Raw genomic sequence first — 25,386 nt, forward strand, 5'->3', positions numbered from 1 at the left:
AACGGCGGTCGCAGTAATTTTTACGGCGATCGTCTTTTTTACTAAGGGGACAGATATTACCAAAAATATCGGAAAATTACAGGACGGTCAACAGCCGTCCTTTTTTATTACGGCTTTTTTACAATATATTTAAAATGCGCATATCTGTGTTGAATTACTGTATTTATAGTGCTATAATAATGTCATATTAAGATAATAGCCATTATAGGCTGAAAGGTTGTAATATTAATGAAAGCATTTGTAAAATCATGGATAGCTGTACTTTTTACTTTAACAATATGTGTATTCGGAAGTATGAACGCCTATGCATGGAATTCAAGGGACGATGTGTTTATTTTAGAGTACAAAAACGCTCCGGAGGGAACGGTTTTCGCTGATATACTGTTCAAAAAAAACGAGGATGACAAGTATGGCATCGGCAAGGACGATGAAAGCCCGTGTTCAAGTGTAGATCTGAAGCATTATGAGGAAGAGACAAAGGAAGGATATGACGGATACAACCATCATGATTACACCGTACAGGAGCGTACTATAAAGCTTGATAAGAACTGCGGACTTGCAAAGTATGACGATGGCTATACCAGCCTTATGTTCAGAAGAGATCTGGCAACGGCATACAGTATTTCCGACGGAGAATACATATTTGAGACCATAGCGCTTGATGCTAAGGAGGCTAAGAACACCGAGATAAGCAATTATTACGGCAGTTTGAAGGTTGCCTACTGTGATGAAAAGGGAAATGTGCTTATGGTCACGGAAGCGTATGAGCCTGAGATAACCGACAAGCCCACCAACTATTATGTAAAGGCTGACGGTCAGTCTCTTAAATGTACTCTTGATCATGGTGTAGATATAAGCAAGGGTTTTGGTGCACTGTTTATTGGTGCTGCCGTTTTTATGGCTTTGCTTTTCGTTGTGGGAATTGTCTTGATAGTGGCTGCTGTTCTGATAGTAGTACTGCTGATCAGGAAGCATAAGAAGAAAAAGAATTCCAGCGAGTACAGGGGGGATTATCCGTGAGAACCCGCATAAGCGTATTCATAGCTGCGCTGTTTACCGTGATCGTCTGCACCTTCGGCGGTATTGACGCCTGTGCCATGACACCTGTGGAGACGGATTCTATCATTATAAACTGCCGTAATGAGCCGGAGGGCACAGCTTTTGTTGATGTGCTTTTCAGGAACAGGGAAAAAGACAAATATGGTCTGGATGACGGAGAGGAGCCTCACTGTGAGATCTCCTTCCGTGCTGATAATGAGAATAATTTTAAAGAGCTTGAGCTTGGAAAAGACTGCGGCATAGCCAGGTATAACGACGGCTATTCCAGCCTTCTTTTCTGCAAGAAGCCTGCCACAAGTGTCCACTATAGCCGGGGCTACGGCTACATGATGATCAGTGACATGGTACAGAACAAAGACCTGTTCAACTATTACGGTGAATTCAGGATCGCTTACTGCGACGAGAAGGGCAATGTGCTTCAGGTCACCGATGCCGTAAAGGCAGAAAAGAACAGCAGCAATTCCGAATATCATATATCTGCCGACGGTACATCACTGAGCTACGAGCTGAGGGCGGAACCTAAGATAGGTCTGCTGCTGTTGATACTTTTTGTGATCTATATATTGCTTCCTTCCATACTCTTAGCCATTGTTATAAAGTGGATCGCGTCTTTTATCAGGCACAGGAAGGAAGAAAAGAAGCAGCTTACAGACTATACACAGGACTATTATAAGAAATAAAAAAGGCGGACATTATGTCCGCCTTTATATTGTACAGCGCCGTGCTGCTTATATCTGAGTTGAGTAGTTGGGAGCTTCCTTTGTGATGTAAATATCGTGAGGATGGCTCTCCTTGAGTCCTGCGCCTGTGATGCGTATGAACTTTGCCTTCTCGTGGAGTGTGGGGATGTCCACACAGCCGCAGTATCCCATACCCGAACGGATACCGCCCACAAGCTGGAAGATAGTGTCCGCAACGGGACCCTTGAAGGGAACACGTCCCTCAACTCCCTCGGGAACCAGCTTCTTGGCGCCCTCCTGGAAATATCTGTCCTTTGAGCCGCAGGCCATAGCACCGAGGCTTCCCATGCCTCTGTATACCTTGAACTGACGTCCCTGATAGATCTCTGTCTCACCGGGAGCTTCTGCACAGCCTGCAAGGAGCGAGCCGAGCATAACTACATTAGCGCCTGCTGCAAGAGCCTTGACGATGTCTCCGGAATACTTGATACCGCCGTCTGCGATAACGGGGATACCGTACTTCTGAGCAACGCAGGCAACGTCATATACTGCTGTGATCTGAGGAACGCCGATACCTGCAACTACACGGGTAGTACAGATAGATCCGGGGCCGATACCTACCTTCAAGCAGTCAGCACCTGCTGCGATAAGATCCTCAGCAGCCTCTGCTGTTGCGATATTTCCTGCGATAACGGGAATATCGGGGAATGCTTCCTTTACCATCTTCAGGCACTTGATGATGTTAGCGCTGTGGCCGTGTGCCGAGTCAAGAACCAGTACGTCGGCCTGAGCCTCGATGAGAGCCTTTGCTCTGTCGAGAACGTTAGCGGTAACGCCGATAGCAGCGCCGCAGAGGAGTCTGCCCTTGCTGTCACGGGCAGAATTGGGGTACTGGACGGACTTTTCGATATCCTTGATGGTGATGAGTCCCTTGAGATAGCCTGCTTCGTCAACGATAGGGAGCTTTTCGATCTTGTGTGCACGGAGGATGTCCTGAGCCTGTTCGAGAGTAGTTCCGACAGGAGCAGTGATAAGGTTGTCCTTTGTCATTACCTCTGAGATCTTTGCATTGAAGTCGGTGAGGAAGCGCATATCTCTGTTGGTGATGATTCCCATGAGCTTGCCCTTTGAGTCAACAATAGGCACGCCTGAGATCTTGTACTTGCCCATAAGCTCGTCCGCATCGGCAACGATATGATCCTCTGTAAGGGAGAAGGGGTTCACGATAACGCCGTTCTCGCTTCTCTTGACCTTATCGACCTCCTCGGCCTGCTGCTCGATGGTCATGTTCTTGTGTATGATACCGATACCGCCTTCACGGGCGATAGCGATAGCCATACGTGAATCTGTTACGGTATCCATAGCAGCGGTCATTATGGGAGTATTGAGTCGGACAGTCTTTGTGAGCTGAGTACCGATCTGGATCATGTTGGGAGTAACGTTTGATTCAGCGGGTATAAGCAGCACATCGTCGAAGGTGAGACCTTCCTTCTGAAATTTGCTGTTCATGTCGGTCAGCATAATAAATTCCTCCTTGCATTGATATTAACTTTAATGATACTATTTTTCATGGCTTATGTCAATAGTTTGGGCGGAACGGGCGGTATAGAAATTTTTTGCAAAATAAAGGTCGGGTTTTGGCGAAAAAAGCAATTTGTTATACTAAAGTAATTCAGTGCTAAAGCGAAGCAGAGCGGTTACAGAGAAAGCTCTGCATATTTTGCCAGTATACAGGAAGCGTCCACCGAGTCTACCATGCCGTCGCTGTTCCAGTCGGCAGCCTTTTTCTGAGCCTCCGTGAAGGTTCCCTTACCCTTTGACGAAAGGAGCGCATATTCTGCCAGCACGCCCGAGGCATCAACGGCGTCTATCATGCCGTCACCGTTCACATCGCCCAGGAGTTCTTTTCCCGTCTCAAAGGCTATACCGTACATCTCCGCGTACTTCTGGGCGGCGGAACCATTTTCACCCTTTATGACAAAGCCCGAGATATTTTCTGAGGAACCGTTTCTTGCGTCATATCTTCTTCCGATAGCCTCGGTGCCAATGGAACTCACCGACTTAGGGATATATGTCCTGCTGATGCCTGCACAGCTGTAAAAGGCTTCATTTCCCAAGGATATGAGATTATCGGGGAAGGATACGTTCTTCAGCGAGGTGCAGGAGTGGAAGCAGCTGTCGGGGACAGCCTTCAGGGAGATGCCGAGAGATACGCTCACAAGGGCGCTGCAGCTCATAAAGCTGCCCTTTCCCAGCTTTGTTACGCTGTCGGGAATATGGACACTTTTGAGTGAAAGACAGCCCGAAAAAGCGTAATCACCTATAGTGGTGACGCTGTCGGGCAGGGATAGCGACGTTATATCGGATCTGCCGAAGAAAGCGGCAGTGTCTATGGTCTTGGCAGTGCTGCTTACTGCGGCTGCTGAGCCGCCTGCATACACTGTCAGGGTGCTGCCGTTTTTGTAGAGTGAGCCGTCTATGCTGCTATAGGAGGAGTTCTTCTTGCTGACTTCAATTTTTGAAAGCTTCGGGCAGGCGGTAAAGGAATAATCGCCTATCTTTGAAGCTCCGCTGCCGATAGTTACGCTGCTGAGAGCAGGACAGGCGCTGAAGGCTCTTTCGCCTATGGTCTTTACGCTGTCGGGTATCACACAGGAGCTTATCTCTGTATTGCCAGAAAATGCGTCATCTGCAATTGATGTCACGGGACATCCCTCTATGCTGTCGGGTATCACCAGAACCCCCGGAGTTTCACGGCAGTTCTGCACGCTTGCCTCGCCGTTCTCTATGGTGTAGACTATAACGGTGTTCTGCGGTGTGCTGTCCGCGGCTCCCGATACTGCGGCAGGCATGGCCGACAGCAACAGGGAAGCCGCAGCCGCTGATAACAGCCCTTTCATGGTCATATCTCCCTGCGGCATATCTCGCCGCCTACCATTACCAGCAGAGGCTCCGACATCATATCCAGAGGATTGCAGTCCTTTGCGTAGAGCTGAAGATCAGCGTCCTTTTCGGGAGCAAGTGAGCCTGTGATCTCGTCTATGCCGAGTATCTCCGCAGAGGATACGGTAAGAGTCCTTATGGCGTCATCGAAGCTCAGACCGCCCTTCACCGCAGCCTGTGCGGAAAGAGGAAGGTACTGTATGGGAGTGACTGTATGATCTGTGCATATAGCTATCTTTACGCCGTTTTCGTGGAGAACGGCTGCATTTTTCAGTTCAAGTCCGCGCATTTCGGGCTTGCATCGGTCGCATATGACGGGACCGCATATCACCGGGAGCTTTTCGGCGGCGATTATATCTGCTATCTTATAGCCCTCCGTGCCGTGTATTATAACCGGATCCAGTCCGAATTCCCTTGATATGCGCATGGCGGTGCATATGTCGTCCGCACGGTGGCAGTGGAAGAAAGCCTTTATCTTGCGGTCGAGCAGGGGCATGAGAGCCTCGCACTTTATGTCGTATTCCGGGGGATCGTAGTTCTCGCTGTCGGAGTAGTAGCTGTCCATATCATGAACATATCTGCGTGCCTTGTAGAGCCCCTCGCGTATAAGGGCGGTTATGGCCATACGGGTTATGGGAGTTTCCTCACGTCCGTTATATACGTTCTTGGGATTTTCGCCCAGAGCGAATTTTATGCCGCAGCTCTTTATCAGCATATCGTCGATACGTCTGCCATATGTTTTTATAGCGGCTATCTCTCCTCCGCAGGCGTTGGCGCTTCCGGGACTGGAGGCAGCGGCGGTTATTCCGCGCATACGTGCTTCCTCGAAGCAGCGGTCAAAGGGGTTGATGCCGTCGATAGCTCTCATCTGGGGAGTGAAGGGATCTGTTGACTCATTGCAGTCGTCGCCCTCGAAGTCGAGACTGTCCTCGATTATGCCCAGATGGGTATGAGCGTCGATAAATCCGGGAAGGAGCATACCTCCCTGTGCATTTATGCTGTCCTCGGGGATATTGTCGGGAGCTCCCTCTCCCAGAGCCTTTATCTTGCCGTTTTCGGTGTCTATCCAGCCGTTTTCGATGACTCCCCGGGAGTCCATGGTATGTATCTCAGCGTTATAGATAAGCATGATATACTCACTTTCTTAAAGCGTCGGCAATACGTTCCGCATTCTCAACGGGACTTCCGTCGCAGTCAAGTCTTATGGTGGAGTGTTCAAGGTATACGCTCCTGCGCGAATTATAGAGGGCTTCAAGCTCCTCCTTTGTGGACTTCACCACGATAGGACGGTTGGTATCGTCCTTTATGCGCTCGTAGCAGGTCTCGAAGGGCACGTCCAGGAATATGACGGCAGCGCCTGCATCTTTTGCGGCCCTTGCGGTGTCGGGATTGAGCATAGCTCCGCCGCCGCAGGCAGCCACGGTAGTTTTTCCGCAGAGGGACTTTACTATCTCTGCCTCGGTCTGACGGAAGAAGGGCTCGCCCTTTTTCTCGAATATCTCAGGTATTGTCATTTCAAGAGTGCGGACGATGAGGTCGTCCGTGTCGCAGAAGCCGCAGCCCAGTTTTTTGGCGGCAAGCTTGCCTATTGTTGATTTTCCGCAGCCCATAAAGCCGCATAAAAAAACAGTCATAAGTTTCTCCTTAGATAGTTGACCGGTCTTCGAAAGGCCGGTGTGATATTCCGGAATGGATAATGAATTTATTCCCGTACCATTTTCACCAGCGGCACCCATTCGTCCTCGGTCATTTTCTCGCCTGTGAGCTTAAAGCCGTGGCGCTTATAGAAGGCTATGCCTCGGGTATTGTATTCCAGAGCCCAGAGATTGTCCGCGCCGAATCTGTTTACCGCAAATTCCAGAAGCTCCGCTCCGATGCCGCAGCCCTGGAACTGAGGCTCAACGTAGAGCTTTACCACCTCCGTGCCGTTTACGCGGATAATTCCCTTGATGACGCCGTTATCGTCGTAAACAAAGGTGCTGAGCAGTTCCTCCGAGCCTTCGGCATATTCCGCCGCCATATCCACGACGTTGAGCTCTGAGAAATAGAACTCGTCGTTGAGGAAAAAGGGGTAGAAATTCACGCGGTAGTTGGTTATGATTATCTCGGCGATGCGGGAAGCGTCCTGTGGTCTTGCAGGTCTTATCATATCATTTGTTCATGCTGTCAACGGCGTCCTCGACGGCTGTGATTATCTTTGATATATCCTCGGCAGCAAAGCTTCCGCCGTACCATATCTCGTGAGCCTTTACAGCCTGATATACCAGCATTGAAGCGCCGCCCACAGCTGTCTTTCCCATAGCTCTTGCCTTCTTCATGAGGAGAGTCTCCTTGGGATTGTAGATAACGTCGAATACGCTGAGAGAATTCTCGATGACCTTATCGCTGACTGCACAGGCCTCCACCTTGGGGTACATACCTACGGGCGTAGCATTTATAAGCAGATCATAGCTGCCGTCAAGAGAAGCTATATCGGCGATCCTCACGGAAGCTCCGCTGCATTTTGCCAGTATCTCAGCCATGAGCAGCTGAGCGTTCTTTATGTCCTGCGGGATAACGGCAAGGGTTATATTTCCTCCGTGGCGTGCAACCTCGATAGCTATCATCCTGCCTACGCCGCCGCAGCCAAGTATAGCCACATTTCCGCCTATGGGGAGAAGCTCCGCAGAGCGCAGGAAACCGTCGCAGTCGGTATTGTAGCCTGTGAGCCTGCCGCCCTCGTTGCTGATGCAGTTTACGGAGTTGTAGCGCTGAGCGCTGTCCGCAAGCTCGTCCACAAGGCGTATGACAGCCTGTTTATGGGGAATAGTAACATTGAGACCGCGAAGGCCTTCCAGAAGCTTCCGACTGTCTGATATATCCTCGGGAGCAATATCTATAAGCTCGTAGGAGGTGTCCTTCAGTCCGCTGAGTGCGAAGAGCTTTTCGTGTATGAGGGGGGACATGGAATGACCAAGGGGATGTCCTATAAGTGCGAATTTATTCATGAGAGTACTCCTTCAAGTGTTTCAAGATTCTCAACGTTCACAGCCGTTACGTCCTTGAGAGTTTTCTTTACGAGTCCTGTGAGAGTTCTTCCGGGACCGAATTCAACGAATCTGTCAGCACCTGCTTCCTGCATGGCTGTGAGCTCTGAGGTGAAGCGTACAGGTGATACTATGTGCTTTGCAAGCATTGATGCCATATCCGAGAAGTCTGTGAGCTCGCCGCCTGTGAGGTTTGAGTAATACTTCACCTCGGGAGCCTTGAAGCTGATTGTCTTTGCTGTTTCGTAGAACTTATCCGCGGCAGGCTGCATCAGCTGTGAATGGAAAGCGCCTGCAACATTGAGAGGGATGACTCTTGCCTTCATTTCGGCGAATATATCGCTGACTTCGGCTATTCCCTCGGGAGTTCCCGCGATAACTGTCTGTACGGGAGAATTGTAGTTTACGGCTGTTACGTAGTTTTCAGCTTCTCCGCATACTCTTTCGACCTCCTCGGGAGCTATCTTCATTATAGCTGCCATAGCGCCCTTTGCGGAAGCGGTAGCCTCCTCCATAGCGGCAGCTCTTGCCTTGATAAGGCGGAATGCGTCCTCCAGGGTTATCATGCCGGAAGCGTACATTGCGGCGTATTCTCCGAGAGAATGGCCTGCTACGCCGTCAAAGACGAAGCCCTTCGACTGAGCGGCCTTCAGGCATACGATGGATGTTGCCATTATAGCGGGCTGGGAATTGATAGTCCTTGAAAGCTCGTCAAGAGGAGCTTTAAAGCATATCTTTTTCAGGTCAGTGCCGAGAATATCCGAGCCTGTCTCGTATACGGAGAGAAGCTCGGGCATAGCCTCTGCTATATCCCTGCCCATTCCCTCGTACTGAGAGCCCTGTCCTGAAAATAGTGAAATTGTCATAATGATAAACTTCCTTTCTGTGCGTTATATTCAATGTTCTGGTGAAAATGTCTTAATGTCGTGTTGCAAATTTGTGAGAAATGACGATATTTTGTCGTAGAATTGTCAAAGTCACAAAATATCGTTGCAAAAAACCTCAAAATGATTTACAATATTAAATGTATGGTATTCTGTCCGTTTGTCGAAATAGACGTATACAGACAAGATACCGATAATATTACTATAACATAATTTTATGGTTTTTACAACCATGTTTTCATAAATTTTATTGTAGCTAAGGAGTTTTTAATGGGTATCAGCATTTTGGGAATGGGCAGATATGTGCCCGAACAGATATTGACTAACGATGACTTCACCCGTTTCGTCGAGACCAATGACGAGTGGATCAGCACAAGAACGGGCATAAAGAAGCGCCCTATGGCAGGCTGGGAGCCCACATGGTATATGGGCAGTCAGGCTGCTCTGAGAGCCGTAAAGGCCGCGGGTATTGATACGGCGGACATAGGACTAGTCATATCCTGTACCGCTACCTCTGATTTCCATACTCCAAGCATGGCGAGCGTGATACAGAACGAGATAGGCGCAGTAAATGCTGCTGCATTCGATCTCAACGCCGCCTGTTCGGGATTCGTTTATGCCGTCGATGTGGCAAGACGTTTCCTCGAGACCGACGATTCGCTGAAATACGTTATCGTTGTCGCAAATGAAGCTCTTTCGCGCTTCCTTGATTTTACCGACAGATCCTCCTGCATACTTTTCGGCGACGGCGCCGCCGCTGCCGTTATCGAAAAGAGCGACAAGCTCTTCTCGTCAGCCCTCCGTTCCGACGGAAGCGGCGCGGGACTTCTTTGTGCAAGAGCTTTGCAGGTAGCTCCCGAGGTGGCTCAGGAGAGCGGCTTCGAGGATAAATTCCCTGATATGCCTCTGCACAAGCTGTACCAGAACGGCAAGGAGGTATACAAATTTGCAGTCTCTGCTCTGCCCAGATCCTTTGAGCTGGCTGCGGAAAAGATAAATATAACCAAGGATGATATTGACTGGTTCATACCGCATCAGGCCAATATCAGGATAATAGAGACTGCCGCCAAGAAGCTGGGAGTTCCCATGGAGAAGTTCATCGTTACCCTCGACCATTACGGAAATACTTCCAGTGCTTCCATACCTCTTGCGCTTTCCGAGGCTATTGAAAGCGGCGTCATCAAGCGCGGACAGAAGCTTGCTCTCATAGGCTTCGGAGCAGGCCTTACCTACGGCGGAATAATACTTGAATACTGATCTTACCATTTGTAGGGGCTGACGTCCTCGGCAGCCCGTCAGATGATTATATTTGCGGGACGTCGGGACGCCGTCCCCTACAAAGATGAAAAAAGGAGAACTATTATGAAAACACGCATTACTGAGCTTCTCGGCTGTGAATATCCTATCATACAGGGCGGTATGGCATGGGTAGCCGAGCATACACTGGCTTCCGCAGTATCAAATGCAGGCGGTATAGGTCTCATTGCAGGCGGAAACGCTCCCATAGACTATCTCCGCGAGCAGATACGCCTCTGCAAGGAAAAGACAAATAAGCCCTTCGGCGTGAATATAATGCTTATGAGTACCAATGCCGATGATCTGGCACAGCTCTGCATCGACGAGGGCGTTAAGGTAATAACAACAGGTGCCGGAAATCCCGGTAAGTATATGGCTGCATGGAAGGAAGCAGGCATAAAGGTAATGCCCGTTGTGCCTTCCGTAGCTCTGGCAAAGAGAATGGAGAAGTCAGGTGCCGACGCTGTCATCGCAGAGGGCACCGAGTCGGGCGGACATATAGGCGAGAATACAACAATGTGTCTCGTGCCTCAGGTAGTTGACGCAGTTGAGATACCCGTTATCGCCGCAGGCGGTATCGCCGACGGCAGAGGTATGGCCGCTGCATTCATGCTGGGCGCTGAGGGCGTTCAGATCGGTACACGCTTCCTTGCTTCCGAGGAGTGTCAGATACACCCCACCTTCAAGGAGCTTGTCATAAAAGCAAAGGACACAGATAATATAGTTACCGGAAGATACACGGGACATCCGTGCAGAAATATCAAGACCAAGTTTGCAAAGAAGCTTGCTACAGGTGAAAAGGACGGTACTCTCTCTCCCGAGGAGTTCGAGCAGCTCACAGTGGGAGCTCTCCGCAGAGCCGTTGTTGAGGGCGATGTGGAAAGCGGTTCCTTCCTCTGCGGAGCTATCTCGGGCATGGTAAACGAGATAAAGACCTGTGCTGACATTGTAAAGGAGATCAACGACGGCGCAGAGAAGCTCCTGAAGATATGAAATACAGATATCTGAGATTTGTAAAGGGTCTCGGCGGGATCTATTACTATAAAAACGACGGCGTAAAAAAGGCTCCCCGCGAAGCAATAAATGAAATGGCAGCGCAGGGCTACAGGTACGTCGGGAATGTACCCGTAAAGACAGGCTATTACGGCTCTCTGACCGAATACGACATGATATTTGAAAAGATCGCAGACTAAATAGTTACATTTGTAACTGCGGAAATGACATTCGGCACATTTACACGTTTTTCAGAGTGTGGTAAAATCAAGGTATCATAATTATTTGATACCAAAACGGAGGTAAAATATATGGCAACAGCAATAATCACGGGCGCTTCTCAGGGTATTGGCGCCTGCATCGCAAAAAGACTTGCACAGGACGGCTTCGACGTAGTTATAAATCATTATCCCAGCGACAGCGATAAGGAAAAGGCGCTCGCAGTCGCAGAGGAATGCCGAGCTTTCGGCGTAAAGGCCGAGTGCTATGCGGCAGATGTATCAAAATTCGAGCAGTGCGAGGCTATGGTCAAGCAGGTAAAGGCTGACTTCGGCACTATTGATGCCCTGGTAAACAATGCGGGCATAACAAAGGATAAGCTCCTTGCAAGAATGAGCGAGGATGAATATGACGCAGTCATCGCTGTAAACCAGAAGAGCGTTTACAATATGACAAAGCACGTTACAGCTGTAATGATGAAGCAGAGATATGGAAGAATAGTCAATGTGGCTTCTGTTGCGGGACTCTATGGAAATCCGGGACAGATGAACTACTCGGCTTCAAAGGCTGCCGTTATCGGAATGACGAAGACTGTGGCAAAGGAGTTCGGTTCGCGTAATATCACCTGCAATGCCGTTGCTCCAGGACTTATCAGGACACCGATGACAGACGTTTTATCAGACGAATTAAAGGCAAAAATGATCGAGGCCGTAGCTCTCAGACGTTACGGTGAGCCCGAGGAGATAGCTTCGGTCGTATCTTTCCTCGTGTCCGACAACGCATCATACGTTACAGGACAGGTTATAGAGATCTCGGGCGGACTTTCTATGTGACAGCGCAGCATATACACTACGGAGGCCATTCTCCACACGCACTACAAAAGATCACTAAAAGGAAACGAAAGGAAAAAATATGAGCAGAAGAGTTGTTATCACAGGAATGGGAGCAGTTACTCCCCTCGGAACAGGAGTAGAAAAGTTCTGGGCAGGAATAAAGGCAAATAAACTGGGTATATCCTTTATAGATATGTATGATACGGAACGCACCGGCGTGAAGATCGCAGGTATAGTCCGTGACTTCAATGAAGAGGATTATTACGATGTCAAGGGCTGCTTCGACAAGAAGGAAGCAAAACGTATGGATACCTTCACGAAATATGCCGTAGTTGCGGCACATGAGGCTGTTACCGACGCAGGTACGGATTTCTCGGATCTCGATCCCTACAGAGTGGGAGTGCTGGTCGGCTCGGGTATCGGCGGCGTTGATCTTACCCTTGTTGAGCATAACAAGTACCTTGAAAAGGGACCCGGCAGAATGTCTGCCTTCTATATTCCTATGATGATAAGCAATATGGCTGCGGGAACAATCTCCATGAAGACAGGCTTCAGGGGAGCTAATTTCGACGTTACCACAGCCTGTGCTTCGGCAACTCACTCTATAGGTGAGGCGTTCCGCAAGATCAAGGACGGCTATCTTGATGCCTGTCTTGCAGGAGGTACAGAGTCCACAAGAGTGGAGTTCACCTTCGGCGGATTTGCAAATATGAAGGCTCTTACAAAGTCCGACGACCTGACAAGGGCGTCCATTCCCTTTGATAAGGAACGCAGCGGCTTTGTACTGGGTGAGGGAAGCGCGGTACTGGTCCTTGAGGAATACGAGCACGCAAAGGCAAGAGGCGCAAGGATATATGCGGAGATCGCCGGCTACGGCGCTACCTGCGACGGTTATCATATGACATCTCCCATGCCCAGCGGAGAGGCTGCGGCAAAGGGAATGCAGCTTGCTATGGAAGAAGCAGGTCTTTCGCCTGCCGATATAGATTACATCAATGCACACGGTACATCAACAGGCCTCAACGATAAGTACGAGACAGCTGCCATAAAGCTCGCTCTGGGCGAAAAGGATGCAAGACGCGTGAAGATAAGCTCAACAAAGTCAATGATAGGACATCTTCTCGGCGCTGCGGGAGCAGTTGAAGCTGTAGTATGTGCCAAGTCAGTGCAGGAGGGCTTTATTCACGCAACTGTGGGATATAAGGTCCCCGACGAGGAATGTGACCTCGATTACTGCGGAAACGGCAATATCGAACAGGAGGTAAATGCCGTCCTGTCAAATTCTCTGGGCTTCGGCGGACATAATGCTACCCTCTGCTTCAGAAGGGTAACAGATTAAGGAGGATATTAAATGGAGAAAATCTACGGTCAGATCGACCTCGAAACAATAGAGAAGCTTGCTGACATAATCAATAAGAAGGAGCTCTCGGAGCTTACTATCGCAAGCGGTGAGAATACCATAACCCTCAAGGGCAAGAAGTGCATACCTCCAATGCCCGTACCCGCTGCGGCAGTTCCTGCACATACCTCCGCACCTGCGGAGAGCACTCTTTCGGAGAGCGAGGCTTCCATGGCGGAAGAGGTAAGCGGCAAGATAGTCAAGTCGCCTATCGTCGGCACATTCTATTCCGCACCTTCACCCGATAAGCCGCCCTTTGTAAAGACAGGTGACGAGGTGAAGAGGGGCGACGTCATTATGATAATCGAATCTATGAAGCTCATGAACGAGATACAGTCCGAGTATGACGGTACGGTAGAGCAGATACTGGTATCTGACGGACAGGCAGTAGAATTCGATCAGCCTATAATGGTAATAAGATAATGGAATACAGGTATATCACGCAGGATATTATCGATGCGGGAAGTGTGAATGTGACCGATCCCGCTGTCTATGATGAAGCCCGTGAATACAATATAAACGCTACAAGAAACTATGTAAGGCGCAGAAGGAACCATATCTTCATAGTCATATGGTTCGCAGTGCAGCCTCTGATAATATTTCTTTTCCTGTTTTTTATGGCAGGCTTTCTTCAGCTTTCCCAGACCAATTCGGGGACAACGACTTCCAATGCAAGGATACTTGTGGGAGTTGCGGGACTTGTTGCCTGTCTGGTGATATACGGCTATTTTGTAGTGCTGAGAAGACAGCGCACAGCTCTGTTCATGTTCCTGGCAACGCTTCCGCTGCTGCTTGCCGCTCCCTTGCTGGCATTTATCCCTGTTATGAACTTTTTCATCGGGCACTGGTACAACAGCTGGGAGAAACGGCTTTCCAAAGAGCCGGGCTACCCGGGATTTTCGCAGCTTGCCGTGACTACCATAGACAGCGATGCGAATACCGTTGAGGAGGTAACCTTCGACAGCATAAGGGAAAGAGCTGTAAAGACACACAGACACGACGGCACCTTTCTTAAATAAGAAGAGCCGCCGCTGATGATACGTGATATAATATATAGTTAAAGCCCCTTCCGCCCTGAAGGAGCTGATTTTAACGGAGGACTTTGATATGTCGGATATACTTATGAATAAAGAGCAGATCATGGAGATCATACCTCACCGTGATCCCTTCCTTCTCATAGATGAGATCGTGGATATGGAAGTAGGCGTAAAGGTACACGCAAGAAAGTACATCAGAGAGGACGATTTCTGGTTCAAGGGACATTTTCCCGGCTATCCCGTTACTCCCGGGGTTCTCATGGTAGAGATGCTGGCACAGGCAGGAGCCGTTTGTATGCTCTCTAAGCCCGAATTCAAGGGCAAGATAGGACTTTTCGGCGGTATCGACAAGGCTAAGTTCCGCAGACAGGTCGTTCCCGGCGACGTTCTTGACCTGGAGGTCGAGATAATCCGTCAGCGCGGACCTGTTGGAACAGGTCAGGCACTTGCCTCGGTAGGCGGCGAAAAGGCTGTATCCTGCGAGATAACCTTCGTTGTTGCAGACAATAAATAATCCACACGGGAGAAAATACAGATGTTCAGAAAAGTTCTTATCGCCAACAGAGGCGAGATAGCTGTACGTATCATAAGAGCGTGCAGAGAGCTCAGTATACGCTGTGTAGCGGTATATTCCACCGCTGACCGCACGTCCCTCCATGCACAGATAGCCGATGAGGCAGTATGCATAGGACCTGCGGCAACCAAGGACAGCTACCTCAATATGAACGCTATAATACAGGCGGCACTGAATACGGGAGCGGACGCTATACATCCGGGCTTCGGTTTTTTATCGGAGAATGCCGAGTTTGCAAAGCTCTGTGAGGCCAACGGCATAGTTTTTATCGGTCCCTCATATAAATCCATAGAGATGCTGGGCGATAAGGCTGCTGCAAAGGAGACCATGGCTGCTGCGGGAGTACCCGTTATCCCGGGCTCCAAGGGCGCTGTAAAGTCGCTTGAGGAAGCCCGCGAAATAGCAGAAAATGCAGGCTACCCCGTGCTTGTAAAGGCTTCGGCAGGCGGCGGAGGACGCGGTATACGCCGTGTTGACAGTCCCGAGGAGCTGGAGGCGCAGATGACTGCCGCACAGCAGGAGGCAAAGAATTTCTTCGGTGACGATGCCGTATATATAGAGAAGTTCCTTATAAATCCCCACCATGTGGAGATACAGATAATCGCCGACAAGCACGGCAATTATATACATCTCTGTGAGCGCGACTGCTCCATGCAGCGCCGCAATCAGAAAATGCTGGAGGAATGTCCCAGCCCTATCGTGGACGAGAAGCTCCGTGCAAAGATGGGCAGGGCAGCAGTTACCGCCGCAAAGGAGTGCGGCTATTACAATGCGGGAACTATCGAGTTTCTCGTTGATGAGAACCGCGACTTCTACTTCATGGAGATGAATACAAGAATACAGGTAGAGCACCCCATTACCGAGGAGGTAACGGGATTTGACCTGGTAAAGGCACAGATAGAGATAGCCTCCGGCAAGACTCTTGACGTAAAGCAGGAGGATGTTATAATGCGCGGCCACGCTATCGAGTGCAGAATCAATGCAGAAAATCCCGAAAAGGGCTTCCGTCCCTCACCGGGTACCATAACAGCCCTTTATATGCCCGGCGGCCCCGGAATAAGAATAGACGGCGCAGTATATCAGGGCTACACCATAACTCCCTACTATGATTCAATGATAAGCAAGCTCATCGCCCATGGCTCTGACAGAGAGGACGCCATAAATAAGATGAGATGGGCACTTTCCGAGTTCATCGTTGAGGGCGTTGATACCAACATCGATTTCCAGCTTGAGATAATCAGGAATTCCGATTTCAAGGCAGGAAAGTATGACATTGGCTTCCTTGGCAGGTTCATGGAAGAAAAACAGAAATAATGCGGAATGTGGTGAACATAATTGTTTGAAGATTTTTTTAACGTTGTAAAGAAGCGTTTCAATGACGGCGAGGAGGAATACAAGCCGCCCATGTTCAAATGTCCCCGTTGTCAGGGCACGAGTCCTCTTTCCAAGTATGAGGAGCTTCACAGGGTATGTCCCAAGTGCAATTATCACGGCAGGCTTTCCTCCACAGAGCGTATAGCCATAACTGTTGACAAGGAGAGCTTCAGGGAGTTCAACGGCAATATGAGGGGAGCAGATCCTCTGGATTTCCCCGAGTACAAGGAAAAGCAGGCAGAGCTCCGCGGAAGTACGGGACTCAGCGAGGCTGTCATCACGGGAACGGCTACCATCAAGGGTTCTCCCGTGGTTATCGGCGTTATGGATTCCCGTTTTATGATGGGCTCCATGGGAAGCGTCGTAGGCGAGAAGATAACAAGAGCGTTTGAGTACGCAACGGAGCACAAGCTCCCTGTGGTCATGTTCACGGCTTCGGGCGGAGCGCGTATGCAGGAGGGCATAGTATCCCTTATGCAGATGGCCAAGACCTCTGGTGCGGTAAAGCTCCACAGCGATGCAGGCGGACTATATATAGCAGTAATGACCGATCCCACAACAGGCGGTGTTACGGCCAGTTTTGCATCGCTGGGCGATATAATCATCGCCGAGCCCAAGGTGCTTATAGGCTTTGCGGGCAGAAGAGTCATCGAGGGAACTATCAAGCAGAGACTTCCCGAGGACTTCCAGCTGGCAGAGTTCATGTACGACAAGGGCTTTGTGGATATGATAGTGGAACGCAGGAAGCTGAGAAGCGTGATCTCGCACCTTCTGAAGCTCCACGGATTTGACTCTAAGGAGGCGTGAGCATGGACGAGAAGAAAACAGCGTGGGAACGCCTTCAGCTCATACACACCAAGGGCAGGCCTACTATCAAGGACTATATCCCACAGATATTCACCGACTGGTATGAAATGCACGGAGACCGTCTTTTCGGCGACGACAGAGCTATAATAGGAGGTATCGCCCGTCTTGACGGCGAGCCCGTGACCATAATCGCAGAGGTAAAGGGCAGGGACATCAATGAGAACAAAACCTGCAATTTTGCCATGCCTCACCCCGAGGGATACAGAAAAGCCCTCAGGATCGCACGTCAGGCCGAAAAATTCCACAGACCGATCATATGCTTTATAGATACTCCCGGAGCATTCTGCGGAGTTGCTGCGGAGGAGCGCGGTCAGGGCGAGGCTATCGCAAAGAATATAGCCGAGTTCATGACTCTGCGCACACCTATAATATCCATCGTCCTTGGAGAGGGCGGAAGCGGCGGAGCTCTTGCTCTGGGCGTGTGCGATGAGCTTGCCATGCTCGAAAATGCAGAGTATTCCGTACTTTCACCCAGAGGCTTTGCGAGCATACTCTGGAAGGACGCTTCAAGAGAGCAGGAAGCCAGCGAGCTTATGAAGATTACTGCCGAGGATATGGTGCGTCTCGGTGTGGCAGAAGCCATAATCGAAGAGCCTCTCGGCGGAGCACATAACGATTTAGACAAAATTTCAGAAAATATACACGAATATTTGTCACAAAAAATTCCTGAAAAATGCAAAAAAGATATTGACGTTTTGCTTAAAGAACGCTATACTAAATTTAGAAAAATCGGAGCCTTCAGTGAATGATCCGGTTTTGACAAAAAATAAAGAAAAATGGAGGACCAAATAATGATTTTTGAAAAACTCAAAGATATTATTGCAGAACAGCTCAGTGTGGAGGCAGACGAAGTAAATATGGATTCTAATATTCAGGATGATCTCGGTGCTGATTCACTTGACGTTGTTGACCTCATTACAACCATCGAGGACGAATTTGATATATCTATCCCCGACGAGGCTGTTGAGGAGATCAAGACAGTAGGCGACATCGTTAATTACATTGAGAAGAATACAGACGCTGAATAATTCAATGCGTGTACTCCCCTGACATAACGTCAGGGGATTTTTTATACTTTGAAAATTTTTTGGAAATTTGCAGCGTTTTTCAATACTGCCCCGACTGTTATTTATGAAAGGTCGATCTTGAACATAAAGAGGAGGGATGAACATGACAGGAACGGAACTGAAAGAGCTTTTTCATGAATCGCCCGAGGAATGTCACAGAGAGCTGATGCGTGAGTACGGTAAATATGTCTATGCTATCGTTTTCAATAAACTGCGCAGCTGCGGTACACAGGAAGATGTGGAAGAGTGCTTCTGCGATGTGTTTACGGAGATATTTTTGAAATTCGAGTACGACGACAGCATGATAAACAATATAAAGGCCTATATCGGGACAGTTGCCAAGCACAAGGCTATCGACCGTTTCAGAAGCCTTTCTGCCGCGAACAGTCACAGTGTATATATAGATGAGGAGGAAATGGCCGGACTGGTTTCCGACTTCCGCGTTGACGATCACTTTGAAAGTTCTGAACTTCGCAGGATACTCATTCAGAATATAAAAGAACTCGGCGAGCCCGATTCCACCATACTTATACAGAAATTCTATTACAACCGTAAGTCGGCGGAGATAGCAAAAACAGTATCCATGACCGCATCATCTGTCCGTTCAAGGTGTACGAGGGCTATGGAGAAGCTTCGCGGAAAGCTTGCCGAAGCAGGGATAACAGTTTAAGGGAGGAATAGAAGTGGAAGACAAAAACATATTCGATATGCTCGAAAACACAGATGACGAGCTCATGGAAGATTTTACAGGTCTTTGTCCTGAGATCGACGATGAGAAATTTGAAAAGCTGTTCGCTAAGAGCGAGGAGGATTACAAGACAAGAAAAGCAGAGATAAAAAGAGCAGAAGAGAGATATAATACAGAAGGCGATAACTCTGTCCGCGGAGTTGAACGCATAAGAAGACCCGAATGGCTGAGACCTGTTATGATGGCAGCTTCTTTTGTACTGATCGCAGGCGTTGTCATAGGAAGTACAGCCATGCTGAGGAAGGATAAATGGATGACGGGGGCGGGAACTTCAGTTCCCGAGGCTGAAACAGAAGACACCACAGAAGAGATTTCCGAAACGACAGAGGAGCCTGAGACTGCTGCTGCAACAGAGGAGGAAAAAACTGTAATAGACGGCAGTGAAGTTGAAAATATAACGATCAGCACCAGGTGGAGAGATACGGTCGATGAAAAGATCAGAGCGGCTGATGATCTGGTAACTATGCAGCAAGGCTTCATTTCTATGGATTATAACGATTTTATAGAGTTTGCTGCAGATCCGTCACTTGACTGGAACGGTCCTCTTCCCAGCGATATGCGTGAATCAGAGAAAGACAAAATATATTATATCCGCGTAAAAGATGAAGCTGCTGAAAGTATAGCAGATCTCAGAACAAAAATGAAAGATTCATATACCGATAATTATTTGGATAATCTGAAGGATTTCTACAACAATAACAGGTATTATACCGATTGGGCAGGATCAGGATTTGATGACCTTAATGAAGGCGATATGACGGACAAGACATATATCTTTTTGGAATACAGAGGTAAACTGTATGTAAATTCATATGTCAAATCATGTGCGGTTTCGTCAGGTCTCGGCGATTCCCCGCTTATCATAGCTAATGAAACAGATACATCATTTACAGCATTTTTGCCCCATGTAACTCCTAATGTTTTTGACTACAATGACGTTTCGTCAGATGAACCAATGGTCGAGATCGACGATATGTACTGTGAAGAGGTGAAATTTGTACTCGATCCCGAATGTAATGACTGGCGTATCGATTCAAGGATACCGCATGATTCCGGTGTTTTCGGAGAATTATACAACAGAGCAGCCGAAGAATGAACGCGGCTGAAATAATACCAGGCCCCGGCTTTTAGTCGGGGCTTTTGCCTGCTTTCACAAAAAACATAAATACGGATATAAAAAATTCCACTTGCAATTAGTGCTTTACCGTGATATAATATAAGTTGTAGGATTTTTCACAATAGAGTCAAGAGGATAATTATGAAAAATATCAAGATAATTACAGGTCACTACGGCAGCGGTAAGACGAATTTTTCCGTAAATCTGGCGGTAAAAGCCGCAGAGGAGGGCAAATCCGCAGCCATCGTAGACCTTGATATAGTAAATCCCTATTTCAGGACAGCCGATTTCAGGGACCTTTTCGAGGAAAAGGGCATAAGGCTCATTGCTCCCGATTTTGCAAGGAGCAACCTGGATATACCTTCCATACAGTTCGACGTGGTTGAGCTGGCTATGGATGAGGACTGTCTCATTATCGACGTGGGCGGCGACGACGCGGGAGCCGTGGCTCTCGGACGCTATGCTGAAGAGCTGGAGCAGTTCAGGGACAGTATAGAAATGTACTACGTCATAAACCAGCGCCGTTATCTCACGAATACCGCTGAGGAGGTAACAAAGCTGATGTATGAGATAGAGGCGGCTGCCCGCATGAAGCATACCGCTATAGTCAATAATACCAACCTCGGCTGTGAGACCAGCCTTGAGATAATCGAGGAGTCACGCCCCTTTGCCGAGGAGACCTCCCGTATAACCGGGCTTCCCGTGGTGTATACCGTATACCCGGAGGAGATAGCAAAGCTCAGCGGCAAGCCTGATGTATTCCCCGCAAAGATATATGTAAAACCCGTCTGGGGATAAGATAATTCGGAATGTGGAATGCGGAATGCGGAATCAAGTCTGGAATGGCGTGATCCCGGATTCCGAACCCTGAATTCCTGATTAGACCATAGAATTAACAATCTGAAAGGAGCGAAAGGTGTATGGAAAAGATGACAGTTATTACCGAGCGATGCAAGGGCTGCGGGCTCTGTACAGCTGCCTGTCCCAAGAAGATCGTTGTTCTTCAGAAGGAGCATCGTAACAAGAAGGGATATTTTTACGCAGAGTGTACCGATCAGTCGGCCTGCATAAGCTGTGCAATGTGCGCAACTATGTGTCCTGACTGTGCTATCGTTATTCAAAAATAATTAATTTTGATCGAAAGGAGCTGTTTAGCTTTGGAAAGAAATCTTATGAAGGGTAACGAAGCGCTGGCAGAGGCTGCTATCAGAGCAGGCTGTAAATGTTTCTTCGGTTATCCGATCACTCCTCAGACTGAGCTTGCCGCTTATATGGCAAAGCGTATGCATAAGGCAGGCGGCGTATTCTTACAGGCAGAGTCCGAGATCGCTGCTATCAATATGGTACTGGGCGCTGCTTCAACAGGCGTCCGTGCAATGACATCTTCATCATCTCCCGGAATCTCACTCAAGAGTGAGGGCGTTTCCTACATAGCAGGTTCAGACCTTCCTGCTGTAATAATCAACGTAGAGAGAGGCGGCCCCGGTCTCGGCGGCATCCAGCCTTCACAGGCTGACTACTGGCAGGCTACAAAGGCTCTCGGCCACGGCGACTTCCAGCTTCTGGTATACGCTCCTGCTTCAGTACAGGAAATGGTAGACTACGTTGTAAAGGCTTTTGACCGCGCTGACAAGTACCGTATGCCCGCAATGATCCTTGCTGACGGACTTCTTGGCCAGATGATGGAGCCTGTTACATTCCCCGAGATCAATCCCGATGCTTACGATAAGAGCGGTTGGGCTGCAAACGGACACAAGATGCAGAGAGAGCACCATATCATCAACTCCCTCTATCTCAAGCCCGACGAGCTGGAGAACTCCATCCTCGACCGTTACAAGAGATACGAGATCATCAAGGAAACAGAGACAGAAGCTGAGCTCTACCTCACAGAGGATTGCGACGTACTGGTATGCGCATTCGGCGCAACAGCAAGAGTTGCAAAGTCTGCTGTAAACGACGCAAGAGCACAGGGCATCAAGGCTGGTCTCTTCCGTCCTAAGACACTGTGGCCTTTCCCTGTAAAGGAGATCAACGAGGCTGCAAAGAGCGCCAAGAAGCTCCTCAGCGTAGAAATGTCAATGGGACAGATGATAGAGGATATCAAGCTTGCTATCAACTGCTCAAAGCCTGTTGAGTTCTTCGGAAGAACAGGCGGCGTAATCCCCACACCTGCAGAGGTACTGGGCGAGATCAAGAGAATGGGAGGTGCCCTCTGATGGCTGTAGTATTTGAAAGACCAAAGTCGCTTATCGACGTTCCTACACATTACTGCCCCGGCTGTACACACGGTATAGTTCACAGAATACTCTGTGAGGTCATCGACGAAATGGGTATCGAGGGCGATACTATCGGAGTATGTCCTGTTGGCTGCTCTGTTATGGCATATGATTACTTCAACTGTGATATGATCGAGGCTGCACACGGCCGTGCTCCGGCTGTTGCAACAGGCGTTAAGCGCACAAACCCCGATAAGTTCGTATTTACATATCAGGGCGACGGCGACCTCGCTGCTATCGGTACTGCCGAGACAGTTCACGTTGCAACAAGAGGCGAGAATATCGTTGTTATCTTCATAAACAACACTATCTACGGAATGACAGGCGGTCAGATGGCTCCTACAACTCTTCCCGGTCAGGTAACACAGACCACACCTTTCGGACGAAGCCCCGAGCTGGCAGGCTACCCCGTAAAGGTATGCGAGATGCTTTCAACACTTACAGGTACTGCTTATGCAGAGCGTGTTGCAGTTGACAGCGTTCCTCACATCAAGGCTGCCAAGAAGGCTATCCGCAAGGCATTCGAGAACCAGAAGGCAGGCAAGGGCTTCTCTATCGTAGAGGTTCTTTCCACTTGTCCCACAAACTGGGGCCTTGCTCCTCTTGACGCTATCAAGAGACTTCAGGACGAAATGATCCCTTATTATCCTCTCGGCGTATACAAGGACGTTGAAGAGGGAGTATTCCCCAAGACAGAAGGAGGTAATGAGTAATGGCAACTACAGAGATCCTTCTTGCAGGCTTCGGCGGACAGGGTATCCTTTTCGCAGGAAAGATACTTGCATACTGCGGACTTATGGACAATAAGGAGCTCTCATGGCTCCCTTCATACGGTCCCGAGATGAGAGGCGGTACCTGTAACTGTTCAGTTACTATCTCCGATGATCCTATCGGTTCACCCCTCGTACTCACACCCCACCTCCTCATTGCTATGAACCAGCCTTCATTCGACAAGTTCGTAAGCTGTGTACGTCCCGGAGGAAAGGTATTCTTCGACAGCTCAATGATAGAGGCTGATACAGACAGGACAGACATAGAGCTGTTCGGTATTCCCTCACAGCAGATGGCTGACGACAACGACCTCAAGGGCGGTTCAAACATCATACTTCTTGGCAAGCTCCTCAAGGAGACAGGTATCTGCTCACTGGAGACTATGCAGAAGGCTATCGAGAAAGTCGTACCGCCTAAGAAGGCAGCACTTATCCCCAATAACTTCAAGGCTATCGAGCTCGGTATGAACGCATAAAACCTTATGGCGGCAATTATTTTGCCGCCATATTTATTTAGGAAGGCATTAAAGATAATGGAAAAATTTGTCTCTGTATACTGTTCATTATTAAACGTGGTATTATCAATTTCAGCAGTATTACTGATATTCAAGGAAAAAGAGAAGTTCAATCTATGGCGTAATATCTGTGTTGCAATGTGGATCATTGGCGCGGCACTTGCTCTGATCGTTGATTTCTGCTTGTATATGTTTTATGCCGAGCAGGCGGTTCCTGTCATGATCTTATTGTTATGCCTTTTTATCCCGCTGAATATACTTCTTTCAAAGAAGGTATTTGCGGATTCGCTAACGATACAGATATACTTTAATATGATAAAGGCAGTGTTCTATGTCGCCCTTATCATCATATCACTGATACAGATATACTTTGATTCCGACAAGGCTGGTGTTTTAGCGGCAGGCTTCGGAATGTCATTTGCGGTGTTTGACTGTGCTGAAACGAAGTTCAAGCCGGAAAAAGACGAAAAGTGAAGATAAAGAAAAAGGGCGGATATTATCCGCCCTTTTCTTGACACTGCCCATGGAATATGTTATAATAATGAACACTGTGCCGTCGGAACGGCACGGCAAGGATATGAGAAAAACGGAGGATTATTTATGGGAGTTGTCAAAAAAATATTCAAGGTATTGGGCAGGATACTGCTTGTACTGCTGATACTTATAGTTATCGCATTTATCGTATGCTTCTTTTATCAGAAGTCGGCACAGAAAAAGGACAGGGAGCTCCTTGAAAGCGGCGGCTACAGTCATCTTTATTCCGCAGGGGACTACAATATGAACATAAATATATACGGCGAGGGCAGTAACAAGATAGTAGTAATGCCCGGCAGCGGACACGCAGAGTTCACCGTTGATATGAAGAAGTTTTCGGAGCATCTCAGTGATGATATCAGCCTTGTAGTCGTTACCCGTCCCGGATACGGGCTCTGCGAGGAGACAGACCATGAGATAACAACAGAATATATCGTGGAAAGCACACGTACCGCACTGAAAAACGCAGGCGTGGAAGCTCCTTACATACTCATGCCCCATTCACTCAGCGGTATTTACGGCACCTACTGGGAGAGCACCTATCCCGAGGAGGTAAAGGGAGTTATCTTCCTTGATTCTGTCAATGAAGCTACGGAGGAGTTATCCGATGGAGAAGTAAAGTACCGTACAGCAGGTATCTATTATAATGTTGGCAAATTTCTGGACAGAGCCGGAGTTTTAAGAGCATATTACGACATAACAGGCGGCGACGGCGACGAATACAAGAAGTACGCAGACGCAATGTACAACGTCAATCCCTCATCGTTTTCAAATTCGGTGCGCAGTGAGATGCTGAACTACAACAGTAATATGAGAACGGCATGGGCTTCCATAAAGTCCAACGATATCCCTAAGATATATATTTCCACAAACTATCAGACCATCGACGATATTAGGGATTATCTGATGTTTATGGACGGAGTGGTGGACGAAGCCAAGGCACAGCAATGGCTTGAGGACGAGAAGACCGCAGAATATCAGGATTACTACAGGAACAGGACAGAATACATAAATAAGGTGGGCAACTGCAAGGAGATAAACATTGCAGGAAGCCACTTTATCTACCAGCAGAAGCCTGATGAGGTCGAAAAGGTCATTGAGGACTTCGTCGGCGGCATAGAATAAAAAACAGATCCCGGAAGCAGAACAGACTGCCTTCGGGATCTTCTTTTGTA

Annotated in this window: 30 protein-coding genes; 23 read left to right on the top strand and 7 right to left on the bottom strand. The window is 48.6% G+C overall.

Translation table 11 applies throughout. From position 1 onward, the window contains the following. Positions 1-228: 228 nt before the first annotated feature. Together RF007C_RS10065 and RF007C_RS10070 are read left to right on the top strand one after the other, a co-directional pair. A complete protein-coding gene (locus tag RF007C_RS10065) occupies positions 229-1,020 on the top strand; it encodes a DUF2970 domain-containing protein (RefSeq protein WP_037299548.1) in 792 nt (263 codons plus the stop codon). Then, positions 1,017-1,739: a hypothetical protein gene (locus RF007C_RS10070; RefSeq protein WP_037299550.1), complete on the top strand. Its 723-nt coding sequence runs from the start codon at positions 1,017-1,019 to the stop codon at positions 1,737-1,739. Before RF007C_RS10065 ends, RF007C_RS10070 begins: the two co-directional genes overlap by 4 nt. A gap of 48 nt (positions 1,740-1,787) precedes the next feature. Here RF007C_RS10070 and guaB read toward each other — a convergent pair whose 3' ends face one another. The 7 genes from guaB to RF007C_RS10105 form a co-directional block, all read right to left on the bottom strand. Then, the gene (guaB, locus tag RF007C_RS10075; protein WP_019680219.1) at positions 1,788-3,260 is read right to left on the bottom strand and encodes an IMP dehydrogenase; all 1,473 of its coding nucleotides are present in this window, start codon (positions 3,258-3,260) and stop codon (positions 1,788-1,790) included. Between the two features lie 176 nt (positions 3,261-3,436). Then, entirely contained in the window at positions 3,437-4,639 is a 1,203-nt protein-coding gene (locus RF007C_RS16545) for a leucine-rich repeat protein (RefSeq protein WP_161634886.1), read from the bottom strand. Positions 4,640-4,641: 2 nt separating this feature from the next. Continuing rightward, complete coding sequence (locus RF007C_RS10085; RefSeq protein ID WP_037299554.1) at positions 4,642-5,811, bottom strand: amidohydrolase; 1,170 nt, start codon at positions 5,809-5,811, stop codon at positions 4,642-4,644. A 7-nt stretch (positions 5,812-5,818) separates the two neighbouring features. Continuing rightward, complete coding sequence (locus RF007C_RS10090; protein WP_051456622.1) at positions 5,819-6,316, bottom strand: shikimate kinase; 498 nt, start codon at positions 6,314-6,316, stop codon at positions 5,819-5,821. A 68-nt stretch (positions 6,317-6,384) separates the two neighbouring features. Next, positions 6,385-6,831, bottom strand: coding sequence for a GNAT family N-acetyltransferase (locus tag RF007C_RS10095; protein WP_037299558.1), 447 nt, complete (start codon positions 6,829-6,831; stop codon positions 6,385-6,387). Between the two features lies 1 nt (position 6,832). Next, positions 6,833-7,669, bottom strand: coding sequence for a shikimate dehydrogenase family protein (locus tag RF007C_RS10100; RefSeq protein ID WP_019680224.1), 837 nt, complete (start codon positions 7,667-7,669; stop codon positions 6,833-6,835). Continuing rightward, positions 7,666-8,574, bottom strand: a complete 909-nt coding sequence (locus RF007C_RS10105) for an ACP S-malonyltransferase (RefSeq protein WP_037299559.1) — start codon at positions 8,572-8,574, stop codon at positions 7,666-7,668. The genes RF007C_RS10100 and RF007C_RS10105 overlap by 4 nt, the downstream gene beginning before the upstream one ends. Before the next feature lie 288 nt (positions 8,575-8,862). On the opposite strand from RF007C_RS10105, the gene RF007C_RS10110 reads away from it, so the two are divergent. From RF007C_RS10110 to RF007C_RS10210, 21 genes are all read left to right on the top strand, one after another. After that, positions 8,863-9,849, top strand: coding sequence for a beta-ketoacyl-ACP synthase III (locus tag RF007C_RS10110; protein WP_037299561.1), 987 nt, complete (start codon positions 8,863-8,865; stop codon positions 9,847-9,849). Between the two features lie 105 nt (positions 9,850-9,954). Then, complete coding sequence (gene fabK, locus RF007C_RS10115) at positions 9,955-10,881, top strand: enoyl-[acyl-carrier-protein] reductase FabK (RefSeq protein WP_019680227.1); 927 nt, start codon at positions 9,955-9,957, stop codon at positions 10,879-10,881. Beyond that, positions 10,878-11,081: a DUF4177 domain-containing protein gene (locus RF007C_RS10120; protein WP_037299563.1), complete on the top strand. Its 204-nt coding sequence runs from the start codon at positions 10,878-10,880 to the stop codon at positions 11,079-11,081. Before fabK ends, RF007C_RS10120 begins: the two co-directional genes overlap by 4 nt. Before the next feature lie 111 nt (positions 11,082-11,192). Next, a complete protein-coding gene (fabG, locus tag RF007C_RS10125) occupies positions 11,193-11,933 on the top strand; it encodes a 3-oxoacyl-[acyl-carrier-protein] reductase (protein WP_037299565.1) in 741 nt (246 codons plus the stop codon). 79 nt (positions 11,934-12,012) lie between these two features. Next, positions 12,013-13,272: a beta-ketoacyl-ACP synthase II gene (gene fabF, locus RF007C_RS10130; RefSeq protein ID WP_037299566.1), complete on the top strand. Its 1,260-nt coding sequence runs from the start codon at positions 12,013-12,015 to the stop codon at positions 13,270-13,272. A gap of 12 nt (positions 13,273-13,284) precedes the next feature. Further along, positions 13,285-13,755, top strand: coding sequence for an acetyl-CoA carboxylase biotin carboxyl carrier protein (gene accB, locus RF007C_RS10135; protein ID WP_019680231.1), 471 nt, complete (start codon positions 13,285-13,287; stop codon positions 13,753-13,755). Next, complete coding sequence (locus tag RF007C_RS10140) at positions 13,755-14,351, top strand: hypothetical protein (RefSeq protein WP_019680232.1); 597 nt, start codon at positions 13,755-13,757, stop codon at positions 14,349-14,351. Before accB ends, RF007C_RS10140 begins: the two co-directional genes overlap by 1 nt. An 88-nt stretch (positions 14,352-14,439) precedes the next feature. Next, positions 14,440-14,883 (top strand): 3-hydroxyacyl-ACP dehydratase FabZ, encoded by a 444-nt coding sequence (gene fabZ / locus RF007C_RS10145; RefSeq protein ID WP_019680233.1) that lies wholly within the window; start codon positions 14,440-14,442, stop codon positions 14,881-14,883. A 21-nt stretch (positions 14,884-14,904) separates the two neighbouring features. Further along, positions 14,905-16,257 carry an acetyl-CoA carboxylase biotin carboxylase subunit gene (accC, locus tag RF007C_RS10150; protein WP_037299567.1) on the top strand — a complete coding sequence of 451 codons (1,353 nt, stop codon included), beginning with the start codon at positions 14,905-14,907 and terminating at the stop codon, positions 16,255-16,257. Positions 16,258-16,278: 21 nt separating this feature from the next. Then, positions 16,279-17,124: an acetyl-CoA carboxylase, carboxyltransferase subunit beta gene (gene accD / locus RF007C_RS10155; protein WP_037299570.1), complete on the top strand. Its 846-nt coding sequence runs from the start codon at positions 16,279-16,281 to the stop codon at positions 17,122-17,124. A gap of 2 nt (positions 17,125-17,126) precedes the next feature. Continuing rightward, complete coding sequence (locus RF007C_RS10160; RefSeq protein WP_019680236.1) at positions 17,127-17,933, top strand: acetyl-CoA carboxylase carboxyltransferase subunit alpha; 807 nt, start codon at positions 17,127-17,129, stop codon at positions 17,931-17,933. 42 nt (positions 17,934-17,975) lie between these two features. Then, complete coding sequence (gene acpP, locus RF007C_RS10165; RefSeq protein ID WP_019680237.1) at positions 17,976-18,212, top strand: acyl carrier protein; 237 nt, start codon at positions 17,976-17,978, stop codon at positions 18,210-18,212. Between the two features lie 142 nt (positions 18,213-18,354). After that, positions 18,355-18,921 (top strand): RNA polymerase sigma factor, encoded by a 567-nt coding sequence (locus tag RF007C_RS10170; protein ID WP_019680238.1) that lies wholly within the window; start codon positions 18,355-18,357, stop codon positions 18,919-18,921. A gap of 13 nt (positions 18,922-18,934) precedes the next feature. After that, positions 18,935-20,095 (top strand): hypothetical protein, encoded by a 1,161-nt coding sequence (locus RF007C_RS10175; RefSeq protein WP_037299573.1) that lies wholly within the window; start codon positions 18,935-18,937, stop codon positions 20,093-20,095. Positions 20,096-20,257: 162 nt separating this feature from the next. Continuing rightward, positions 20,258-20,914 (top strand): hypothetical protein, encoded by a 657-nt coding sequence (locus tag RF007C_RS10180; protein ID WP_019680240.1) that lies wholly within the window; start codon positions 20,258-20,260, stop codon positions 20,912-20,914. Positions 20,915-21,036: 122 nt separating this feature from the next. Further along, positions 21,037-21,243 (top strand): 4Fe-4S dicluster domain-containing protein, encoded by a 207-nt coding sequence (locus RF007C_RS10185; protein ID WP_019680241.1) that lies wholly within the window; start codon positions 21,037-21,039, stop codon positions 21,241-21,243. A gap of 45 nt (positions 21,244-21,288) precedes the next feature. After that, positions 21,289-22,332 (top strand): 3-methyl-2-oxobutanoate dehydrogenase subunit VorB, encoded by a 1,044-nt coding sequence (locus RF007C_RS10190; protein WP_037293672.1) that lies wholly within the window; start codon positions 21,289-21,291, stop codon positions 22,330-22,332. Next, a complete protein-coding gene (locus RF007C_RS10195; RefSeq protein ID WP_019680243.1) occupies positions 22,332-23,105 on the top strand; it encodes a thiamine pyrophosphate-dependent enzyme in 774 nt (257 codons plus the stop codon). Before RF007C_RS10190 ends, RF007C_RS10195 begins: the two co-directional genes overlap by 1 nt. Next, positions 23,105-23,638: a 2-oxoacid:acceptor oxidoreductase family protein gene (locus RF007C_RS10200; RefSeq protein WP_019680244.1), complete on the top strand. Its 534-nt coding sequence runs from the start codon at positions 23,105-23,107 to the stop codon at positions 23,636-23,638. The genes RF007C_RS10195 and RF007C_RS10200 overlap by 1 nt, the downstream gene beginning before the upstream one ends. Before the next feature lie 57 nt (positions 23,639-23,695). Beyond that, positions 23,696-24,151: a hypothetical protein gene (locus RF007C_RS10205; RefSeq protein WP_019680245.1), complete on the top strand. Its 456-nt coding sequence runs from the start codon at positions 23,696-23,698 to the stop codon at positions 24,149-24,151. Between the two features lie 126 nt (positions 24,152-24,277). Continuing rightward, complete coding sequence (locus tag RF007C_RS10210; RefSeq protein ID WP_037299575.1) at positions 24,278-25,336, top strand: alpha/beta fold hydrolase; 1,059 nt, start codon at positions 24,278-24,280, stop codon at positions 25,334-25,336. Positions 25,337-25,386 lie beyond the last annotated feature (50 nt).

It is taken from the genome of Ruminococcus flavefaciens 007c, assembly GCF_000571935.1.
GTDB classification, from domain to species: domain Bacteria; phylum Bacillota; class Clostridia; order Oscillospirales; family Ruminococcaceae; genus Ruminococcus; species Ruminococcus flavefaciens_F.

Coding starts and splice junctions, on each gene's coding strand:
- RF007C_RS10195 (WP_019680243.1), top strand. CDS start 22,332: ATGGCTGTAGTATTTGAAAGACCAAAGTCGCTTATCGACGTTCCTACA.
- RF007C_RS10100 (WP_019680224.1), bottom strand. CDS start 7,669: ATGAATAAATTCGCACTTATAGGACATCCCCTTGGTCATTCCATGTCC.
- RF007C_RS10180 (WP_019680240.1), top strand. CDS start 20,258: ATGAAAAATATCAAGATAATTACAGGTCACTACGGCAGCGGTAAGACG.
- accB (WP_019680231.1), top strand. CDS start 13,285: ATGGAGAAAATCTACGGTCAGATCGACCTCGAAACAATAGAGAAGCTT.
- RF007C_RS10190 (WP_037293672.1), top strand. CDS start 21,289: ATGAAGGGTAACGAAGCGCTGGCAGAGGCTGCTATCAGAGCAGGCTGT.
- fabZ (WP_019680233.1), top strand. CDS start 14,440: ATGTCGGATATACTTATGAATAAAGAGCAGATCATGGAGATCATACCT.
- fabK (WP_019680227.1), top strand. CDS start 9,955: ATGAAAACACGCATTACTGAGCTTCTCGGCTGTGAATATCCTATCATA.
- RF007C_RS10065 (WP_037299548.1), top strand. CDS start 229: ATGAAAGCATTTGTAAAATCATGGATAGCTGTACTTTTTACTTTAACA.
- RF007C_RS10200 (WP_019680244.1), top strand. CDS start 23,105: ATGGCAACTACAGAGATCCTTCTTGCAGGCTTCGGCGGACAGGGTATC.
- RF007C_RS10105 (WP_037299559.1), bottom strand. CDS start 8,574: ATGACAATTTCACTATTTTCAGGACAGGGCTCTCAGTACGAGGGAATG.
- RF007C_RS10120 (WP_037299563.1), top strand. CDS start 10,878: ATGAAATACAGATATCTGAGATTTGTAAAGGGTCTCGGCGGGATCTAT.
- RF007C_RS16545 (WP_161634886.1), bottom strand. CDS start 4,639: ATGAAAGGGCTGTTATCAGCGGCTGCGGCTTCCCTGTTGCTGTCGGCC.
- RF007C_RS10140 (WP_019680232.1), top strand. CDS start 13,755: ATGGAATACAGGTATATCACGCAGGATATTATCGATGCGGGAAGTGTG.
- RF007C_RS10185 (WP_019680241.1), top strand. CDS start 21,037: ATGGAAAAGATGACAGTTATTACCGAGCGATGCAAGGGCTGCGGGCTC.
- acpP (WP_019680237.1), top strand. CDS start 17,976: ATGATTTTTGAAAAACTCAAAGATATTATTGCAGAACAGCTCAGTGTG.
- fabF (WP_037299566.1), top strand. CDS start 12,013: ATGAGCAGAAGAGTTGTTATCACAGGAATGGGAGCAGTTACTCCCCTC.
- guaB (WP_019680219.1), bottom strand. CDS start 3,260: ATGCTGACCGACATGAACAGCAAATTTCAGAAGGAAGGTCTCACCTTC.
- RF007C_RS10085 (WP_037299554.1), bottom strand. CDS start 5,811: ATGCTTATCTATAACGCTGAGATACATACCATGGACTCCCGGGGAGTC.
- RF007C_RS10095 (WP_037299558.1), bottom strand. CDS start 6,831: ATGATAAGACCTGCAAGACCACAGGACGCTTCCCGCATCGCCGAGATA.
- RF007C_RS10110 (WP_037299561.1), top strand. CDS start 8,863: ATGGGTATCAGCATTTTGGGAATGGGCAGATATGTGCCCGAACAGATA.
- RF007C_RS10205 (WP_019680245.1), top strand. CDS start 23,696: ATGGAAAAATTTGTCTCTGTATACTGTTCATTATTAAACGTGGTATTA.
- RF007C_RS10210 (WP_037299575.1), top strand. CDS start 24,278: ATGGGAGTTGTCAAAAAAATATTCAAGGTATTGGGCAGGATACTGCTT.
- RF007C_RS10170 (WP_019680238.1), top strand. CDS start 18,355: ATGACAGGAACGGAACTGAAAGAGCTTTTTCATGAATCGCCCGAGGAA.
- RF007C_RS10090 (WP_051456622.1), bottom strand. CDS start 6,316: ATGACTGTTTTTTTATGCGGCTTTATGGGCTGCGGAAAATCAACAATA.
- RF007C_RS10160 (WP_019680236.1), top strand. CDS start 17,127: ATGGACGAGAAGAAAACAGCGTGGGAACGCCTTCAGCTCATACACACC.
- accC (WP_037299567.1), top strand. CDS start 14,905: ATGTTCAGAAAAGTTCTTATCGCCAACAGAGGCGAGATAGCTGTACGT.
- fabG (WP_037299565.1), top strand. CDS start 11,193: ATGGCAACAGCAATAATCACGGGCGCTTCTCAGGGTATTGGCGCCTGC.